The following is an 18551-nucleotide window of genomic DNA, read 5'->3' as shown; positions in this document are numbered from 1 at the left end:
CTTGTACCAAAGTTCGCGGAAACGGACGTAGCTTCTGTATCTCTCGTCATCCCGGCGAAAGCCGGGACCCATTCGCCAGTTGGTATAGCAAGAGCCGATCCATAGACCCCAATGGATCCCGGCTTTCGCCGGGATGACCCTGGTGGGGAGCGATGCGTTCCTATCCATGCATCATGGTATTCCCGCCCACCCCGACTGTGGCGGTTCCGCCAAAGAGTCAGAGGCGGGCGCCCCTACTTCACCAGCCTGAACCGGATCGCCTGGCCGCCGCCGGGGGCGAGCTTTACCGTCAGCGTGTCGCCCGCGGTCACCGCGCGCTTCTCGACCACGATCGAATGGCGCTTCTCGGTGCGATAGTCCGCATCGTCGCCGTCGCGGTAGACCTGCGCCTCGTAGCGCTTGCCCGTATCGAGGAACGACAGCTGCACCGTCAGCGACCGCGGCTCGTCGTCGCCGACCGCGCCCAGGAACCAGTCGCTGCCGCCGCGCGCCTTGCGGGCGACGGTCACATATTCCCCGACCGCGCCGTTCAGCACCCGCGTCTCGTCCCAGTCGACCGCGACGTCGTGGATGAACTGGAAGGCGGCGAGGTGCTTCTCGTAATTCTCCGGCAGGTCCGCCGCCATCTGCACCGGCGAATAGAGCACCACGTACAGCGCCAGCTGCTTCGCCTCGGTCGACAGCAGCGGCGTGCCGCCCTTGCCGGTGAGGCTGAGCACGCCCGGGGTGAAGTCCATCGGCCCGGCGAGCATGCGGGTGAAGAACAGGTTGGATTCGTGGTTGGGCAGGTTCTTCGGCTCGCCCCAGGCGTTGTATTCCATGCCGCGCGCGCCTTCGCGGCTCACCCAGTTGGGATAGGTGCGGCGGAGACCCGTGTCCTTGATCGGCTCGTGCGCGTCGATCGCGACCTGGTAGCGATGCGCCATCTCCAGCACGCGGAGATGGTGGTTGGCCGAGAACTGCCCGTCATGCCATTCGCGCATCGGTTCGCCATTGGGGCCTACCCGCTCGATCTGGCCGGCATCGGCGACATAGCCCGTCTTCACGACATGCTCGCCGTGATCGTGCGCGAACGTCATCGCGCGTTCGAGCTGGCTTTCGTAATGGCTCATCGATCCGCCGGTCTCGTTATGGCCGATCAGCGCGACGCCCTTTTTCTTGGCATAGTCGGCCAGCAGCTTCGCGTCGAAATCCGGCGTCGGCCTGTCGAAGTCGAAGCCCTTGCCGTCGCCGAACCAGGCGGTGTCCCAGCCGACGTTCCAGCCTTCCACCAGCACGCCGGAGAATCCGTATTTCGCTGCGAAATCGATATGACGCTGGACGTTGGCGGTGGTGGCGCCGTGCACCGGCTTCGAGCCCCATCCCGACTTGTCGATGTGCATCTCCCACCACACGCCGACATATTTGCTCGGCTTGAAGTAGCTCACGTCGCCCAGCTTGTTGGGTTCGTTCAGGTTCAGCTCGAGGTGCGACATGTAGAGCCCGGGGGCGTCCTTCGCGATGATCATCGTCCGCCAAGGGGTGACGAACGGCGCGTCGCGGGTGACCTTGGCGGCACCGGCGCCGGGGATCAGCACGGTCTTGAAGCGGGTGCCCTCGACGCGCTGCAGCCAGGTGCCCGCATAGTCGACCAGCGCCGCTTCATGGATGGCGACATGGGTGCCGTCGGCCAGCTTCATCGTCAGCGGGGTGTGGGCGAGCGGCACGCTGGAGAGGGGCGTGCGGTTGTAGAGATACTCGTCGCGATTCCATTCGGAGCCGGGGATCCACCATGCCTCGCCATCCTCGGCGATCGAGAATTCGGTCATCTCGTCGAGGATGTGCGCGGTCTTGAGGTTGGGCTGGCCGGGCAGTTCGTAGCGGAAGCCGACGCCGTCGTCGAAGACGCGGAACACCAGCTCCATCACCCGGCCGAGCGCGGTGGTCTCCTTCAGGCGGACGCGCAGTTCCCTGTGGTTGTCGCGGATCGTCTTCCACTCGCCCCAGGGCTGCTCCCAGCTGGTGTCGCTGGCCGAGGTGCTGCTGCCCTCGATGCGGAAATTGCGCTGGAGCTTGGGGGCGTCGGTGAACAGGAAGCCGAGCATCGACGGGTTGACGAGTGGCTTGCCGTCGCGGGCGACGGTGTAGAAGGGGCGGCCGTCATTGTCGGTGGCGACGGTGACCTGGAGGTGTCCGTCAGGCGACGTGATGGTAGCTGATTTCGGGGCGGGGGCGGTCTGCGCGATGGCAGGGGCGGCCAGCGCGAGCGCGCCGAGCGCGGCCAGGGTTCGCAACATCATTCTCTCCCAGGATCGTTGTCGCCCATCGGGCTTCCGGCATCCGGGAGTAGAGCGGGCGGCGGGGCGTGCAATCCGCCCGCCGCCATTGCATTCGTATTCTTAGTTCTGGCTGCAGCTGGTCAGCTTCGCCGCCTCGGCCGATTTGGCGACGGCGTCGCCTTCCTTGACCTGGTAGAGCTGCGGCCAGCGCTTGCCGGTGACGAACAGCCGCTTGCTCGGCGCATCATAGGCGATGCCGTTGGCGACATTGTCGGTGCCGCGGTCCTTCGGCCCCAGGTCGCTCACGTCGAGAAAGCCGGTGACCTTGCCGGTGGCGGGATCGATCTTGGCGATCAGGTTGGTCTGCCAGATGTTCGCGTAGATCTGCCCGTCGACCCATTCCAGCTCGTTGAGATTGGCGACCGGGCAGCCATTGGCCGTCACCCGCAGCGTCGCGGTGACCTGCATCGTGTTCGGATCGAGGAAGCGCAGCACCGGCGTGCCGTCGCTCATGATGATGCCCTTGTCGTTCCGCGTCAGGCTCCAGCCCTCCCCGGTATAGGAGAAGGTGCCGCGCGGTTCGAACTTGTCGAGGCCGTAGATGAAGCCGGTCTTGTCCTGCCAGGTCAGCTGGAACAGCTTGTCGCCCCAGGCGACGATGCCCTCGCCGAAATAGGGGGCGGGGAGCGAGGTTTCCTGCTGCACCTTGCCGGTGGCGGGATCGAGCTTGCGGATCACCGACTCGCCGATCTGGCCGGTGCTTTCGTACATCGCCCCCTTCTCGAAGAAGAGGCCTTCGGTGAAGGCGCCGCTATCGTGCGGCAGCGTGGCGACGGCGACCGCGCGGACCACGGGAATGCCGCTCGGCTTGATGCGGGTGAAGGCGAAGGCGGCGCCTCCGACCAGCACGATCGCGGCCAAGACCACCAACAGGATGCGCTTCATCGGAACCCTCATCGCTTCTACGTCGGGCTACCCAAGCCGAAGCCGGGGCTCCGTGTAAACCCCTAGCGCGCCAGCTCGCGGCGGACATAGACGAGGAGATGGCTCTCCTCACGCGGGGCGGTGAGTGCCAGGCGATAGTCGCGGGCGAGCCGCGGCGTCATCACCGCCAGGCTCTGGGGGTTCCAGGGGGCGAGCGGCGGGTCCATGGTCACCACCACGGGCGGGCGACGGGCCATGATGCGGCGGACCTCGGCGGCTTCGTCGATGCCGGTGGCCCCCTGCTCGGCCTCATAGGCGAGAGTGGAAGGGAAGGCATAGGCGGTCGGCACGCAGGCATGGGCGAGCAGGTACAGCACCGCATCGCCGGCGAAGACATAGGGGCAGCCCTTGTCGGCATGGGCGGCGAGGATCCGGGTGGCGGCGCTGGCGGTGGCGCGATCGTCGGGTTCGGTCTGCCAGTGCACGGCGAACAGGATCGCCGCCGCTGCAGCGCTCGCCCCGAGCAGCCGGCGCGAGCGCCCCAGCGCGGGCGCGGCGACGATGGCGAACGGCACCAGCAGCGGCAGCGCATAATGGTCGAAAAAGGCGCCGATCATCGCGAAGCCGATCAGCGCGGCGGCAAGCCAGCCGAGCGCGACCTGCAGCTCGGCCCGCCGCGCCGTCGGCTGCCGGCGCCAGCTGCGTGCCGCCGCGACGAAAAAGGGGGAAAGCTGCGCGGCCGTACCCGCCAGCCGGCCGGCGATCTTCGCGGTCGGATAGCCGCGCCGCAGCGCCACCGAGGCGAAGTTGGAGAACCAGAAGCCGGCGAACGCCGCCGGGCCCTGCGCATGGTACCAGGCGATGGCGGCCAGCGTCGGCGCAAGGCCGAGCAGCGCCCACAGCGCCGCCGCGGCGCCGAGCAGCGGCAGCCTGGCGCCGGCGCGGTGCAGGTACCAGCAATGGGCGAGGCCGAAGAACGTGCCTTCCACCACCGGCGTGTACTTGGTCTGGATCGCGAGCCCCGCGAGCAGGCAGGCGGCGGTGCCGTGCAGCACGATGGCGCGCCTGTCCCGCACGACTGCCAGCGCCGGCAGCCGCAGTGTCAGCCAGCCGGCCCCCGCCATGAACAGGTTGTAGAAGACCGGCGACTGCCCGCCGCGCCCGCTCAAATAGCCGAGCCACAGCAGATAGGCGCAGCCCGCCGCCGCTGCCCCGATCGTCCGCGCGCCCACCCGACGCGCAGACAGCGCGATCAGGCCCGCGGTGAGCGCCGCGAACAGCGTTGCGGCCAGCTGATAGGCGAGGATGCCGTTGCCCGGCAGCAGGCGCATCGCTGCGAACAGCAGGAACAGCCCCGGCGGCTTGCGATCCCAGAAATCGACATAAGGTACCGCGCCGTGCAGCATCCGGTCGCCGACGAGCAGGTAATATTGCTCGTCGACATGGATCACCGGGTTGCCGAAATCGTGCAGGCGCAGGGCCACCGCCACGACCGCGAACAGCAGCAGCGCGTAGACTGGCTGCCGCCACGATCGCGCATCGCGCGCGGGCAGAACGGGGGTCCAATGCTTCACGGGGAGGACCAACTAGTCGCGGCCACCCGCTGAGTCATGCGCGATATTTTTGTGCAAGCCGGTGCGGAATCGTTGCCGCCATATCGTCATGCGACCCCCGATTAAGAATTTCGAAATTTTTATCCGGATGCGGTGTGGATCGGCCGCCAAGGCGTCGTCTTTCGATCGGGTGGGGAAGTACTGGTCAGCCAGGGATCAGCCGGCGCCAATTCGTTGGCTGCGTGCTGATTCTGGCAGCGGTCTCCTGCGCCCGATCGAATCGATGGGGTGATCGCAGCGATGTTTCTGGATCTTTCGAAGGACCCGTTTGACGGCGCGCCGCAGGGCTCCGGCCTTGCCTGGACGGTGCTGATCCCGTTCTTCAACGAGCGCGACTATCTTCCCGCGACGATCGAAAGCCTTGCCCGCCAGGCCACCGGCTTCACGCTGGTGCTGGTCGACAATGGCTCGACCGATGGCAGCGCGGCGGTGGCCGAGGCGGCATGCCGGAAGCACCGGCTCGACTATCTGCTGATCACCGAGCGCACCCCGGGCAAGGTCGCGGCGCTGCGGGCCGGGCTCGCCTGGGTGCGGACGCGCTGGGTGGCGACCTGCGATGCGGATACGGTGTACCCGAGCCATTATCTGGAAGCGGCCGAAGCGATCCTGTCGCAGCCGGGCCATGTCGTCGCCGGGGCCTATTTCATCGCGCCCGAGACCGGCGAGGCGGGCCGCCTGCTGGAGGCGCGGCGCTTCCTCGCGGCGGCGCGGCTGCTGCCCCGGCAATGCCATGCCGGCGGCGCCGGCATGGCCTTCTGCACGCGCAGCCTGCGGGCGGCGGGCGGCTTCGACGCGGCGCGCTGGAATTTCGTGCTCGAGGACCACGAGGTGATCCACCGCGTGATGCGCAAGGGCCGCATGGGCTATTCGGATGCGATGTGGTGCATGCCGTCGCCGCGCGAGCGGGACCGGGATTCGATCCGCTGGACGCTCTTCGAACGCTTGCTCTATTCGGCCGCGGCGCCGATCGCCGGGGACTGGTTCTTCTACACCTTCCTCGCGCGCCGCCTGCAGCGCCGCCGCCTGCTCAGCAATCGCATGCGCGAGCGCCAGTATCAGCATCTCGAAGGACCGGTGCTTGTCCCGTCTCATTCTCTGCTCTGACGATTTCGCCTATTCGCCGGCGATCAGCGCTGCCGTCGTCACCCTGGCCCGGGCCGGCAAGATCAACGCGATCAGCTGCATGGCGGTGATGCCGGGCTGGGCGGAGGACGCGCGAATGCTCGCGGATCTGCCGCCGCATGTCGAAATCGGGCTGCACCTGACGCTGACCGAGGAGGCACCGCGCACCGCCATGCCGCGCTTCGCACCGGGCGGCCGCATGCCCAGGGTCGATCCGCTGGCGCGGACGGCGGCCCGCTGGACCGTGCCGCTCGACGAAGTGGCGACCGAGATCTCGGCGCAGTTCGACGCCTTCTTCTCGGCGCTGCGGCGCCCGCCCGCCTTTGTCGACGGGCACCAGCATGTCCATGTGCTGCCCGGCATCCGCGATCTCGTGCTGGCCGAGACGGCGGCGCGTGCCCCGGGGGCCTGGGTGCGCGACTGCACCGACGGCACGGCGGCGATGCTGTCGCGCCCGTTCACCGGCAAGGCGATCGGCAGCGCGTGGCACAGTCGCGGCCTGCGCGCCGCTGCGGCCGCGCTCGGGCTGCGGACGAACCAGGGCTTTGCCGGCCATTATGATTTCCGCGGCGACTATGCCGCGCTGTTCCCGCGCTTCCTGCGTCGCCCAGGGCCGATGCACCTCGTGATGTGCCATCCCGGCGCGGGCGAGCGTGCCGGCGACGGCATCGCGGCCGCTCGAATAGTGGAAGCCAAGGCCTTGCACCGATTGCCGATCGCCGACATGGCTGTGGCGGAGGGGCTGGCGTTTCCGGCCTGACGCTCGTCGGGGGATCGGATTCGGGTGGGTGCTGACGGGTTGAAGGCGGTGTTCCTCGCACAGCGACCGATGTTGCTGCGCCTGCTCGTCGCGCGGCTCGGCAATCGCGACGACGCCGAGGACGCGCTGCAGGACATGTGGCTGCGGATCGACCAGCTGGCGGAGCAGCCGATCGCCCAGCCCGCGGCCTTCCTCTACCGCATCGCCGCCAATCTCGCGACCGACCGGCGGATCGCCGCAGGCCGTCGCGGCAGTCGCGACGCCGGCTGGGTCGAAGCGCAGCCGGGCGCCGACGAAGTGCCCGATGCCGAACGGGCTTTGGTCGCCCGCCGTGAATGGCAGGCGGTGGAGGCGGCGATCGGCGAGATGCCCGAACGCATGGCCACGGCGCTACGCCTGTTTCGCCTGGAGGCGCAGCCGCAGCGCGCGATCGCCGAGCAGCTCGGCATCAGCGTGAGCGGCGTCGAGAAGCTGTTGCAGCGGGCGTACAGGAAAATTCAGGAGCGGCTCGATTCCGGCGGTGTGGATTCGGCCGAAGCGCGTCGTCTCGATAGGGAAAGGGGTTCCGACCGTGCAGGTTGAGACGGCAGACGCGATCGAGACGGCGATTGCCTGGCAGCTGCGGCTGGCGGAGGCGGACGAGGCCGACTGGGCGGCGTTCATCGCCTGGCTGGAGGAGAGCCCGGCGCATGCCGACGCCTATGATCGCGTCGCGGCGACCGACCGGATCCTCGGCGAGACCCGCTTCCCCGAACCCGCGCCGATTGCCGGGAACGACAATCGGCCAGCGCCGCGGCGCTGGCTGTGGTGGACGGGCGGGGCCGCCGCTGCCGCTGCCGTCGCGCTCGCGCTGGTGCCGGCGATGCGGCCTGCCGCGCAGACCTATCAGGTCGCCACCCGCGATGGCGAGCGCCGGGCAGTGGCACTGGACGACGGCACGAAGATCGAACTGAGCGGCGGGACGCAACTGACGCTGGACCGCCGTGACCCGCGCGTCGCGACGCTCGACCGTGGCGAGGCGCTGTTCCATGTCCGCCACGATGCCGCCAAGGCCTTCACGCTGAAGGTGGGCGGGGTCGCGGTGCAGGATCTGGGCACGGTGTTCAACGTCGCGCATCTCGACGGTCGCGTCCGGGTCGCCGTGTCCGAAGGGGCGGTGGCGTTCCAGCCGGGCGCCTCGGCGGTGACGCTGCGCGCCGGCGACGCCCTCTCGGCACGCGACGATGGTGCGGACCTTGCCCGGACGCGCATCGCGCCGGCGCTGGTAGGCGGCTGGCGCAGCGGTCGCCTGAGCTTCGCGGGGCAACCCCTGGGCGAGGTTGCAGGGGCGCTGAAACGGCTCTACGGCACCGACATTGCCCTGCGCGGGATGCTCTCGGAAAGGCCGTTCACCGGTGTCGTTCACTTCTCCGGCGTCGCCGATCGCGACGTGCCGCGCCTGGCGGAACTGATCGGGGCAACGTGGCGACGTGACGGGGGGCAGTGGATTCTGGCGGAGCAGGGGCCGAACGCGCCTTAGTCTCGCGCTCGCCCTGGCGCTGCCGGCGACGCCGGCGCTTGCCCAGCAACCTGCCATTGTCCTTCCCGCCGCCACGCTGGACGTTGCCATCGGGCAGCTCGCGCGGCTGACGGGCACCGACATCGTCAGCACGGATCCGGGGCTGCGATCGATCCGCACCCCTGCCGTTCGCAATGCGCGCAGCGTCGATGCCGCCTTGCAGCAGCTGCTGAAGGGAACGGGCTATCGCGCGCACCATCTTGCCGGCGGCGGCTATCGGATCGAGCGTGCCGCGGTCCGCCCTGCGCGCAGGCCCGCGCCCGCCCCCTCGCGGCCGGCGCCCCCGCCGCCCGTGCCGGACCCGGACATCGTCGTCACCGCCAGCAAGCAGCGGATTACGTTGCTGCGCTATCCGGGCAGCCTCAACCAGGTCGCCGGCTCCACCGCGCTGCCGGGCGCCGCGACCGGCACCCTGAGCGATGCCGCGCACCAGGTGCCGATCCTGCAGAGCACGCAGTTGGGCGCGGGGCGCAACAAGGTGTTCATCCGCGGCATCGCCGACAGCAGCTTCAACGGCAGTACCCAGGCGCCGACCAGCGTCTATCTCGACGACGTCCAGCTCAACTATTCGGGGCCGGAGCCGGGCCTGCGGCTGTACGACATGGCCAGCGTCGAGGTGCTGGAGGGGCCGCAGGGCACGCTCTACGGATCGGGCGCAATCGGCGGGGTGATCCGGCTCACCTCCAACCCGGTCGACCTGCAGCATGTCGCCACCGCCGCCACCGCCGGCATTACCGCCACCGGCGGTGCGGAACCCGGCTATGATCTGGCCGGCATGCTGAACCTGCCGCTGCTGCCGGACATGGCGGGCGTGCGGCTGGTGGGCTACCGGATCCGCGAAGGCGGCTATCTGCAGGATGCGGACCGCAAGGGCCGGGACGTGAACCGCAGCAACACGGCAGGCCTGCGCGCCGCCCTGCGCGTCGTGCCGGGGCCGGGCTGGCAGGTGGAAGCGAGCGGTGCCGGGCAGTGGATCGATGCCGCCGACGGACAATATGCCGAGCGGCGGGAAGGGGCGCTGGTCCGCCGCACGCTGCTGGCCCAGCCGTTCGACAACCGGCTGTTGTTCGGGCGGCTGGTCGTCAGCAAGAACTGGGACAGCGGCCTCCGCTTCCTCTGGGCGAGCGGGGTCGCCGGCTATGAAACGCGCGAGACGTTCGACGCGACGTTGCGCAGCGCGCGCGGGGTCGTGCTGAGCCCGCGCACGATCTACCGCGCCAACCACGACAAGCTGCTGCTCAGCCAGGAGGCGCGGCTGTCGCACTCGCTGCCGAACGGGAACAGCTGGGTGGTGGGCTTCACGCTGGTAAGCGACCGCGACGTGCTGACCCGCAGCGTCGCGCAGGCCGGTTTCGACGCGAGCATCGTCGGCGTCACCAACGTGACGAACGCGGGATCCGCCTTTGGCGAGACGACCTTCGCGCTCAGCCGGCGCTTCTCGGTTACCGCGGGCGCCCGCTATTCGGTGGCGCGTACCGACGGCGATCCCTCGGCGCAGGCGCGACCGTCCAACTTCGTGAAGGGGCGGCTGACGCGGCGCCTGGACCCCACGGTGGCCGCCTCCTGGCAGCTCGCATCGGACCTTGCGCTCTTCGCGCGGTTCCAGACCGGCTATCGCACCGGCGGCATCGCGGTCGCGCCGGGGGTGGGCCGCGTGGCCGATTACAAGTCGGACGCGATCACCGTCGCGGAGGCGGGGCTGCGCAAGCTGCGGCGCGGGGCGACCGGCCTGGCGGCATCGGGCAGCATCTCGACCGCCTGGTGGGAGAATGTCCAGGCCGATCTGATCACCCAGCACGGTCAGCCCTACACCGCCAATATCGGCGATGCGAAGATCCTGGCGGTGGAGGGCAATCTCGACTGGGTGCCGCTGCGGGGCCTGCGCGCCCAGGCCTCGTTCCTGTTCACCGACAATCACGTCGAAGGCCCGATCGCGGACCTGTCCAAGCGCAACAACCGGCGATTGCCCGAAACGCCGCCCTTCGCCGCGCATATGGGGCTATCCTATGCATGGGAGGCGCGGACCGCGCAGCCGCGGATCGGCCTTTCGGTAAACTATACCGGCCGTTCGGTGCTCGGCACGGGCGACTTTCTCGACGTGAGCCAGGGCCGCTACTGGACCGCCGACGCCTTTGCGGCGGTGCGGCTGGGCAAGGCGGAGCTGAGCGTCACCCTGGGCAATCTCACCGATCGCCGCGCAAACCAGTTCGCGTTCGGCAACCCGTTCAGCCTCAGCCTGCGCGAGCAGATGACGCCGCTGCGCCCGCGCAACCTGAGGATCGGCATCACGACGGGCTGGTGATCCCGCCCGCGCCGGGCGCGAGCGGAAAGCGCAGCGAGACGCAGGTACCTTCTCCGGGCCGGCTCTGCACGGTCAACCGGCCCTTGTGCACCTCCATGATGCGGCGGACGATCGACAGGCCCAGTCCGGCGCCGTCCGAGCGCTGGTGGTCAGCGCGCCAATAGCGTTCCGTCGCGTCCTGCGGATTGGAGGCGGCGATGCCGGGCCCGTCGTCGCGAACGAGCATCACGCCGTCCGGCGCCACCAGTATTTCGATCGCGGTGCCCGGGGGCGTGTGCCGGCTGGCATTGGTCACCAGGTTGGCGAGGGCCAGGCCCGCGAGCACCGGATTGCCCCGCACCAGCACCGGCGCAGCCGGGGCATCCACCCCGATCGTGTCGCCGGCCGCCAGGATCTGCGGTGCGTGCAGGCCGACGGTCTCCTGCACGAGCAGCCGGGCGTCGAAGGTCTCGAACCGGTCGTCCGCCATCACCTCCAGCGTGGCGAGGTCCTGCAGCTGCGCGACAACATGGCCCAGCCGTTCAGCCGACTGGCGCAGCCGCGCGCGGAGGGCGGGATCGTCGACTGCTTCGAGCTCCACCCGGTGCACGGTGAGCGGCGTGCGCAGCTCGTGCGCGACATTGGCGACGAATTCGGACTGGTTGCGGAAGCTTGCCTGCAGCCGCGCCAGCAGATCGTTGGTCGCATGCGCCAGCGGTGCTACCTCCAGCGGCAGCCCCGCTTCCTCGATCCGCACGTCCAGATTGTGGGGGCCGATCGCCTGGGCCTGGCGCGAGGCGTCGCGGACCGCGAAGAACAGCCGGGCGATCAACGCGCTGTTGATCAGCGGCAGCAACAGCAGGATCGAGACAAGCACCGGATCATAGCGGCGGATGAAGCCGTGGACCACGTCGTCGAGGATCGCGCCGGGGCCGGTGCGATCCTGCGTCACGATCACCCAGACGCGGCGCGTGCCGACCCGCACCGGCTGGCTGATCCCCACGAACGCGCCCGCACGAAACGCGGCCTGCGCCGCCGCGCGCGGGGCATCGCGCCACGGCACGAGATCGGCATAGGGACTTGCGGCGAGCGTCCGGCCGCCCGCATCCGCGACGACGAAGGCGCGCCCGTCATAGGGCGAGGCATAGAGATGGGCGAGCGTAGGGTCGAGCCGAACCGCGGGGCCGCTGGCGCCGCCGCTGATGCCGTGCGCGATCGCGCGCGCCTGCTCGCCCAGGATCCGCCGTTCGTACCGGTTCGCCTCGGTACGGAGGAACGAGGTGAGCAGCATCGGCAGCGCCACCGCGGCGATCGCGATCGCGCCCAGTTCGAGCAACAGGATGCGGGCGATCAGCGAGCGCGGCCAGAACTTCATGCCGCCGGTCTAGCCGAACGCGCGCGGGCCCGCCATCAAGCGGCGGCGTCGCGCATCATATAGCCCACGCCGCGGATGGTCTCGATCCGCAGCGTCGCGCCCGCCGCCTCCAGCTTGCGGCGAAGGCGATAGGCCTGCACCTCGAGTGCGTTCGACCCGACCGGCTCGGTAAGGCCGTAGAGCTGGTCCTCGGCAAGCTGCTTGCTCACCACCTGGCCGAAGCGGCGGAGCAGCAGCGCGGCGAACTGGCGCTCGCGGGCGGTGAGGAGCACCGGCGCCTCGCCGACCACCAGATCGCCCGAGACGGTATCGAAGCGGACATTGCCGAAGCACAGCTCGGCGCCGGCCAGCGCGCCCTGCCGGCGCAGCACGGCGTGCAGCCGGGCGGTGAGTTCGTCGACGTCGAACGGCTTGACGACATAATCGTCAGCCCCGGCGTTCAGCCCCGCGATCCGCGCGTCGAGCGCGCTGCGGGCCGACACGGCGATGACCGGGATCGGATCGCTCTGCGCGCGCAGGCTGCGGATCAGCGCCAGCCCGTCCCCGTCCGGCAGGCCGAGGTCGAGCAACAGCGCTGCATAGCGGGCTGCGGCCAGCATCTGCCGGCCATCCGCCAGATTGGCGGCGACGTCGCTCTGCACCCCGCGCCGCTTCAGCGCCTCGGTCAGCGCGGTCGCGAGCGGCTGGTCGTCCTCGATCATCAGCACGCGCACGATTTCATCTTCCCGTAAGTTTGCCGTCAGCCGACGCCTCTAATGGCGCGCTGCAGCATCGACCGCAACGGATGTGTGTCTGCTATATTTCACCCGGTAGGGGTACGACGTGACTGGACATAGTGTGGAAAGCAACAGCCTGCCCGAAGCGCGCCGGATGACACCGCGTTCGCAAGCCATGCTCGTGGCCGGGATCGTGGTCGCGGTAGTGGCCATCCTGGTGCTGGTGATGCTCGTCAAGGCGATGCTCGCCCCCAGACCGGTCCCCGATACCCCGCTGCCGCCGGGTGCCTTCCGTCCCACCCAGCAGCAGCTGGCGCAGCTCCAGTTCGCCACCGTTCAGGGCGGGGCCAATGTTGCGCTGGTGCGCGCCAGCGGCTCGATTCAGGCCGATGGCGACCACAGCACCCCGATCGTGCTGCCCTTTTCCGGTCAGGTGCTGCAGGTGCTGGTCGAGCCCGGCCAGCGCGTGACGCGCGGGCAGCCGCTGCTCCGCATCGCCTCGCCCGAGCTGATCGACGCGCGGGGCGCCTTGCGCAGCGCCGGCGCCCAGCGCGCCAGCGCCGTCGAGGCGCTGCGCATCGCGCAGGGCAACCTCGCCCGCCAGAAGGCGATCACCGAAACCGCCGGCGGTGCGATGAAGGAGTATCTCCAGGCCCAGGCCGATTTCGCCGCCGCCCAGTCAGCCGCGCGCCAGGCCGAGTCCGCCCAGCGCGCCGCGCAGGACCGGCTGGCGCTGTTCGGCAAGACCGAAGGCGCCGGTACCTCGGCCTACACGATCTACCGCGCGCCGGTTTCCGGCATCATCGCCGATCGCAATGTCGCGCCCGGCCAGTTCCTGAGCAGCGGCGGCGCGACGCCGGTGATGACGATTACCGACCCGGCCCGCGTGTGGCTGGTCGCGCAGCTGGCCGAGAGCGAGGCGGCGAGCATCCGCGTCGGCGACCAGGTGGTCGTCACCACGCCCGCGCTGCCCGGCCGCGAATTCACCGCGACGATCGACAATGTCGCCGCCGGCCTCGATCCCGCCACGCACCGCCTGCCGGTGCGCGCGACGATCGCCAATCCCGGCGGCGAGCTGAAGCCGCAGATGTTCGCATCGTTCACGATCCGCCGCCCGGTCGATAGCGGCAAGGGCGTGTTGGTGCCCGCCGTGGCGGTGATCCATGAGGGCGACACCACCCGCGTATGGGTGAAGGCGAAAGACGGCCTGATCTACGGCCGGCCGGTGCAGATCGGCGATACCGATGGCGGCCTGACGCGCGTGCTCAGCGGCCTCGCGCCCGGCGACCGGATCGTCGCCAAGGGCGCGCTGTTCGTCAACGAGGCGGGGCTCGGCGAATGAACCGCCTGGTCGAACTGTCGCTGCGCCAGCGGATGCTGGTGCTCACCCTGCTGATCGGCATGATCGCGGCGGGCGTGCTCGGCTTCCTCAACCTCAACATCGAGGCCTATCCCGATCCGGTGCCGCCGATGGTGGAACTGGTGACGCAGAGCAACGGTGTCTCCGCCGAGGAGATGGAGCGCAACGTCACCACGCCGATCGAAGTGGCGATCGCCGGCCTGCCGCACCTGACCGCGGTACGCTCGATCTCGCTGTTCGGCCTGTCCGACGTGCGCATCCAGTTCAGCTATGACGTCACCCACGAACAGGCGCAGCAGATGGTGCTCGGGCGCCTGTCGCAGCTGGGTACCCTGCCCAACAACGCGCAGCCGCTGATCTCGCCGACCAGCCCGATCGGCGAGATCTATCGCTACCGGCTGAGCGGCCCCAGCGGCTATTCGGTGATGGACCTCAAGACCATCCAGGACTGGGTGCTCCAGCGCCGCTTCAAGCGCATCCCCGGCGTGATCGACGTGACCGGCTGGGGCGGCAAGCTGCGCTCCTACGAAGTCCAGCTCGACCGCGACAAGCTGACCGCGCACGGCGTCACCGTGCCGCAGGTGCTGGCAGCGATCGGCAAGAGCGATTCGAACGTCGGCGGCCAGACCGTCAATTTCGGCGAGCAGGCGGCGATCGTCCGCGGCGTGGGGCTGATCCAGTCGGTCGAGGCGATCAACAACGTGCTCGTCGGCACCGCCGGCACCACGCCGGTGCTGCTGCGCGACGTCGGCGAGGTGAAGATCGGCAACCCGCCGCGGCTCGGCATCGCGGGCGAGGGCAAGGACAACGACGTCGTCATGGGCATCGTGCTGATGCAGCGCGGCGCGCAATCGCTGCCGACGATCAACCGCGTCAAGGCCGAGATCGAGACGATCAACACCAGCGGCATCCTGCCGCCGGGCGTGAAGATCGAGCGCATCTACGACCGATCGGACCTGATCGGCGTCACCACCAAGACGGTGATGCACAACCTGCTCGAAGGCGTGCTGCTGATCTTCATCCTGCAGTGGCTGTTCCTGGGCGATCTGCGCAGCGCGCTGATCGTGGCGATCACCATTCCGTTCGCGCTGTCAGTGGCGGTGCTGATCCTGGTGATCCAGGGCGAATCGGCAAACCTGCTGTCGCTCGGCGCGCTCGACTTCGGCCTCGTCGTCGACGCGGCGGTGATCATGGTGGAGGCGATCTACCGAAGGCTGGCGGACCGATCGCAGGCGATTACCGAAGGCCGGATCCACGCCACCCCGGCGAACCGCTTCTCGGCGATCCTGCATGCGTCCAGCGATGTCAGCCGCGGCATCTTCTTCGCCGCCGCGATCATCATCGCCAGCTTCCTGCCGCTGTTCACGCTGACCGGGGTGGAAGGGCACATCTTCGGCCCGATGGCGAAGACCTATGCCTATGCCATCGCCGGGGGCCTGCTCGCGGCGTTCACCGTCTCGCCGGTGCTCTCGGCGCTGCTGCTGCCGGACAAGCTGAAGGAAGTGGACACCTGGGTGGTCCGCCAGATCCGCCGCGTGCTGGAGCCGGCGATGTCCTTCGCGATCACCAACCGGGTGCTGACCTTCGGGCTGGCGGCGCTGCTGGTGATCGGTGCGGTCGCGACCATGCGGGTACTGGGCGTCGAGTTCCTGCCGCATCTCGAAGAGGGTAATCTCTACATCCGCGCGACCCTGCCGCCGTCGATCTCGCTCGAGGCCGGGCAGCCGGTGGTCAACGGAATCCGCAAGATCATCGCCGGCTATCCGGAGGTCGATCGCGTTACCTCCACCCATGGCCGGCCCGACGACGGCACCGACCCGACCGGCGTCTTCAACGCCGAATTCTACACGCCGCTCAAGCCGGCCGAGCAATGGCCGGCGGGCGTGACCAAGGAATCGTTGACCGCCGACCTGCAGGCGAAGCTGCAGGCGCGCTACCCCGGCGTCGAGTTCGAATTCTCGCAATATATCGAAGACGGCGTCGAAGAGGCTTCGTCGGGAGTCAAGAGCGCGAACTCGCTCAAGATCTACGGTCCCGATCTCGAGACGCTCGAACGGCTGGCCAACCAGATCAAGGCGCAGATGGCGCAGGTGAAGGGCATTACCGATCTGGGCGTCTCGGACTCGCTGGGGCAGCCGACGGTGCGGATCGACGTCGATCGTCTGGCCGCCGCGCGCTACGGGCTGACGCCGGACGACATCAACGCCACGGTCGCGTCGGCGATCGGCGGCCAGTCGAGCGGCGACCTGTACGAGAAATCGACCGACCGGCACTTCCCGATCGTGGTGCGGCTGAACGCCGCACAGCGTGGCGACATCGAGACGATCCGCCGCATCACCATCGGCGCGCTCTCGCCGAACGGTACCGGCCTGATCCAGGTGCCGCTGTCCGAAGTCGCGCAGGTGCACCTGACCTCGGGCGCCTCGTTCATCTATCGCGAGCATCAGGAACGCTATGTGCCGATCAAGTTCAGCGTGCGCGGGCGCGATCTGGGCGGCGCGATCGACGAGGCCAAGGCGCGTATCGCCCGCAGCGTCGATCTGCCGCCGGGCTACAGCCTCGAATGGGCGGGCGAGCTCGGCAACCTGACCAGCGCCGTCAACCGGCTGGAGGTGGTGGTGCCGATCAGCCTGGTGCTGATCCTGGTATTGCTGTTCGCGAACTTCGGCTCGATCCGGGACACGCTGCTCGCGTTCAGCGTCATCCCGATGGCGATGGTGGGCGGCGTGCTGGCGCTGGCGCTTACGGGCACGGCGTTCAGCATCTCCGCCGCGATCGGCTTCGTCGCCTTGTTCGGCATCGCGGTGATGGACGGGATCCTGGTGGTCAGCACGTTCAACCAGAACGTCAACGAGGACATGGACCACCGGACCGCGATGGCGGCGACGGTAAAGCATTCGCTGCGCCCGGTGATCATGACCTGCCTCGCCGCCGCGATCGGCCTGCTGCCCGCGGCGCTGTCCAACGGCATCGGCAGCCAGGTGCAGAAGCCGCTGGCGCTGGTGGTGGTAGGGGGCATGACGCTCGCACCGCTCTTGATCCTGCTGGTGCTGCCGCCGCTGATTCTCACCTTCTCGCGCCACCGCGGCGCGCATGGCCACACTGTCCGCCGGCACCATGCCGACGGCACCCCGATGGAGCAGGCATGATGCGCCGGCATTCGCTGATCCCGCTCGTCCTGCTCGCCGGCTGCACGGCGGGCCCGCACGACCTCACCAACCCGGTGCCGGCCCCGCCGGCGCAGACCCCCGGCCCGATCGCGCCTGGCAGCGGCGCGGCGCAGCAGCTCGTCGCCGGCGCGGCCGTGGTGCCGAACTGGTGGCGCGGCTTCGGCAGCACCAGGCTCGACGCGCTGGTCGCGCAGACGCTGGCGCACAACAACGACCTTGCCGCCGCCGAGGCCAATCTGCGCCAGGCGCAGGCGCTGGCCAGCGCCGCGCGCGGCGGGCAGGGCCCGCAGGTCGACGCGAATTATCAGGCGCAGCGCACCCGGATATCCAAGGCGCTGTCCGGACCGCTCGCCGACCAGAACGACTATCTCTACACGCTGCACACCGCGCAGCTGACCGTCGCCTATCCGCTCGACCTGTTCGGCGCGGGCCGCAACAGGGTCCGGTCGGCGCGGGCGGCAGCGGAAGTGGCGGCGCACCGTCTGCACGCGGCACAGGCCACGGCGGTCGCCAATCTGGTGCTGGCGGTGATCCAGCACGCGACGCTGCAGGCGCAGATCGCGGCGACGCAGGCAGCGATCCGCGACAATCGCGATCTCGTTACCCTGCTCGAGAAGCGCCGCGCGCTCGGCGACATCGGCGAGGCCGACGTGAGCGCCCAGCAGACCGCGCTCGCCACGATCGAGGCGACGCTGCCGCCGCTGCTCCGCCAGGCGCAGCACCAGGCGGGGCTGATCGCGACGCTGACCGGCCAGGCGCCGGGCACCGCCGGCGAGTTGCCCGCGCTGGCCGAACTCCAGCTGCCGTCCAGCCTGCCGGTCGCGCTGCCGGCGGACATCGTCGCCAGCCGCCCGGACGTGCGCGCGGCCGAGGCGCAGGTGCGCGGCGCCGCGGCGGACGTCGGCTCGGCGATCGCCGCGCGGCTGCCGTCGATCACGCTCAGCGGCAATGCCGGCGGATCGGCGACCCGGTTCCTCGACATGTTCCAGGACGGCAACCCGTTCTTCTCGATCCTCGGCGGCATCACCCAGCCGATCTTCCACGCCGGCCAGCTCAAGCACCAGCAGCGCGCCGCCGAGGCTGCGCTCGACGAGGCCAAGGCGCAGTACCGCGCGACGGCGCTCCAGGCGTTCCTCGACGTCGACGACGCGATCGCCGGGCTGCGCACCGATGCCGAGGCGCTGGATGCGGCATCGCGCGCCGATGCGGCAGCCGCCCGCACGCTGGCGATGACGCGGCGGCAGGTGGAGCTGGGCGCGCTCGGCACGCTCCAGCTGCTCAATGCGGCCTCGGCGGCGTCGCAGGCGTCGGTGCAGCTGGTCCAGGCCAAGGGCGCGCGGCTGGCGGACAGCGTCGCGCTGTACCTCGCCTCCGGCAGCACCCCGGCGGGCTTGCAGGCGGCTGAACGCTAAGC

General features: G+C 69.5%; 13 protein-coding genes. 8 read left to right on the top strand and 5 right to left on the bottom strand.

All coding sequences use genetic code 11. The features are described from left to right. Positions 1 to 233 precede the first annotated feature (233 nt). From SPI01S_RS12670 to SPI01S_RS12660, 3 genes are all read right to left on the bottom strand, one after another. A complete protein-coding gene (locus SPI01S_RS12670; RefSeq protein ID WP_066722815.1) occupies positions 234 to 2279 on the bottom strand; it encodes a glycoside hydrolase family 97 protein in 2046 nt (681 codons plus the stop codon). A gap of 99 nt (positions 2280 to 2378) precedes the next feature. Next, positions 2379 to 3203, bottom strand: coding sequence for a glutaminyl-peptide cyclotransferase (locus tag SPI01S_RS12665; protein WP_066722811.1), 825 nt, complete (start codon positions 3201 to 3203; stop codon positions 2379 to 2381). Positions 3204 to 3265: 62 nt separating this feature from the next. Next, positions 3266 to 4756 (bottom strand): glycosyltransferase family protein, encoded by a 1491-nt coding sequence (locus SPI01S_RS12660; protein ID WP_245653584.1) that lies wholly within the window; start codon positions 4754 to 4756, stop codon positions 3266 to 3268. A 279-nt stretch (positions 4757 to 5035) separates the two neighbouring features. On the opposite strand from SPI01S_RS12660, the gene SPI01S_RS12655 reads away from it, so the two are divergent. The 5 genes from SPI01S_RS12655 (at position 5036) to SPI01S_RS12635 (ending at position 10537) form a co-directional block, all read left to right on the top strand. Further along, the gene (locus tag SPI01S_RS12655; protein WP_084253446.1) at positions 5036 to 5899 is read left to right on the top strand and encodes a glycosyltransferase family 2 protein; all 864 of its coding nucleotides are present in this window, start codon (positions 5036 to 5038) and stop codon (positions 5897 to 5899) included. Beyond that, a complete protein-coding gene (locus tag SPI01S_RS12650; protein WP_066722808.1) occupies positions 5874 to 6677 on the top strand; it encodes a ChbG/HpnK family deacetylase in 804 nt (267 codons plus the stop codon). Before SPI01S_RS12655 ends, SPI01S_RS12650 begins: the two co-directional genes overlap by 26 nt. 69 nt (positions 6678 to 6746) lie before the next feature. Beyond that, entirely contained in the window at positions 6747 to 7259 is a 513-nt protein-coding gene (locus SPI01S_RS12645; RefSeq protein WP_066722969.1) for an RNA polymerase sigma factor, read from the top strand. Then, entirely contained in the window at positions 7249 to 8196 is a 948-nt protein-coding gene (locus tag SPI01S_RS12640; protein WP_066722804.1) for a FecR family protein, read from the top strand. Before SPI01S_RS12645 ends, SPI01S_RS12640 begins: the two co-directional genes overlap by 11 nt. After that, complete coding sequence (locus SPI01S_RS12635) at positions 8147 to 10537, top strand: TonB-dependent receptor (RefSeq protein WP_245653583.1); 2391 nt, start codon at positions 8147 to 8149, stop codon at positions 10535 to 10537. Before SPI01S_RS12640 ends, SPI01S_RS12635 begins: the two co-directional genes overlap by 50 nt. Here the strand turns inward: SPI01S_RS12635 and SPI01S_RS12630 are convergent. Then, positions 10521 to 11891: a sensor histidine kinase gene (locus SPI01S_RS12630; protein WP_066722801.1), complete on the bottom strand. Its 1371-nt coding sequence runs from the start codon at positions 11889 to 11891 to the stop codon at positions 10521 to 10523. The genes SPI01S_RS12635 and SPI01S_RS12630 overlap by 17 nt on opposite strands. Positions 11892 to 11926: 35 nt before the next feature. After that, complete coding sequence (locus tag SPI01S_RS12625) at positions 11927 to 12604, bottom strand: response regulator transcription factor (RefSeq protein ID WP_066722798.1); 678 nt, start codon at positions 12602 to 12604, stop codon at positions 11927 to 11929. 109 nt (positions 12605 to 12713) lie between these two features. Here SPI01S_RS12625 and SPI01S_RS12620 point away from each other — a divergent pair, with 109 nt between their 5' ends. Genes SPI01S_RS12620 through SPI01S_RS12610 form a run of 3 tightly spaced genes read left to right on the top strand, consistent with a single transcriptional unit; the run spans position 12714 to position 18549 of the window. Next, entirely contained in the window at positions 12714 to 13949 is a 1236-nt protein-coding gene (locus tag SPI01S_RS12620) for an efflux RND transporter periplasmic adaptor subunit (RefSeq protein WP_066722796.1), read from the top strand. Then, on the top strand, positions 13946 to 17116 hold the full coding sequence (locus tag SPI01S_RS12615; protein ID WP_066722793.1) for an efflux RND transporter permease subunit: 3171 nt from the start codon (positions 13946 to 13948) through the stop codon (positions 17114 to 17116). Before SPI01S_RS12620 ends, SPI01S_RS12615 begins: the two co-directional genes overlap by 4 nt. Next, positions 17116 to 18549, top strand: coding sequence for an efflux transporter outer membrane subunit (locus SPI01S_RS12610; protein WP_066722963.1), 1434 nt, complete (start codon positions 17116 to 17118; stop codon positions 18547 to 18549). Before SPI01S_RS12615 ends, SPI01S_RS12610 begins: the two co-directional genes overlap by 1 nt. Positions 18550 to 18551: the final 2 nt, after the last annotated feature.

The organism is Sphingomonas pituitosa NBRC 102491 (assembly GCF_001598435.1).
Classification (GTDB): domain Bacteria; phylum Pseudomonadota; class Alphaproteobacteria; order Sphingomonadales; family Sphingomonadaceae; genus Sphingomonas; species Sphingomonas pituitosa.
The sequence above is the reverse complement of the archived record's forward strand: the minus strand, read 5'-3'. Positions and strand labels throughout refer to the sequence as shown.

Excerpts from the sequence above, each read along its gene's own strand:
- SPI01S_RS12670 (WP_066722815.1), bottom strand. The coding sequence starts at position 2,279 with ATGATGTTGCGAACCCTGGCCGCGCTCGGCGCGCTCGCGCTGGCCGCC.
- SPI01S_RS12665 (WP_066722811.1), bottom strand. The coding sequence starts at position 3,203 with ATGAAGCGCATCCTGTTGGTGGTCTTGGCCGCGATCGTGCTGGTCGGA.
- SPI01S_RS12655 (WP_084253446.1), top strand. The coding sequence starts at position 5,036 with ATGTTTCTGGATCTTTCGAAGGACCCGTTTGACGGCGCGCCGCAGGGC.
- SPI01S_RS12645 (WP_066722969.1), top strand. The coding sequence starts at position 6,747 with ATGTTGCTGCGCCTGCTCGTCGCGCGGCTCGGCAATCGCGACGACGCC.
- SPI01S_RS12630 (WP_066722801.1), bottom strand. The coding sequence starts at position 11,891 with ATGAAGTTCTGGCCGCGCTCGCTGATCGCCCGCATCCTGTTGCTCGAA.
- SPI01S_RS12615 (WP_066722793.1), top strand. The coding sequence starts at position 13,946 with ATGAACCGCCTGGTCGAACTGTCGCTGCGCCAGCGGATGCTGGTGCTC.
- SPI01S_RS12610 (WP_066722963.1), top strand. The coding sequence starts at position 17,116 with ATGCGCCGGCATTCGCTGATCCCGCTCGTCCTGCTCGCCGGCTGCACG.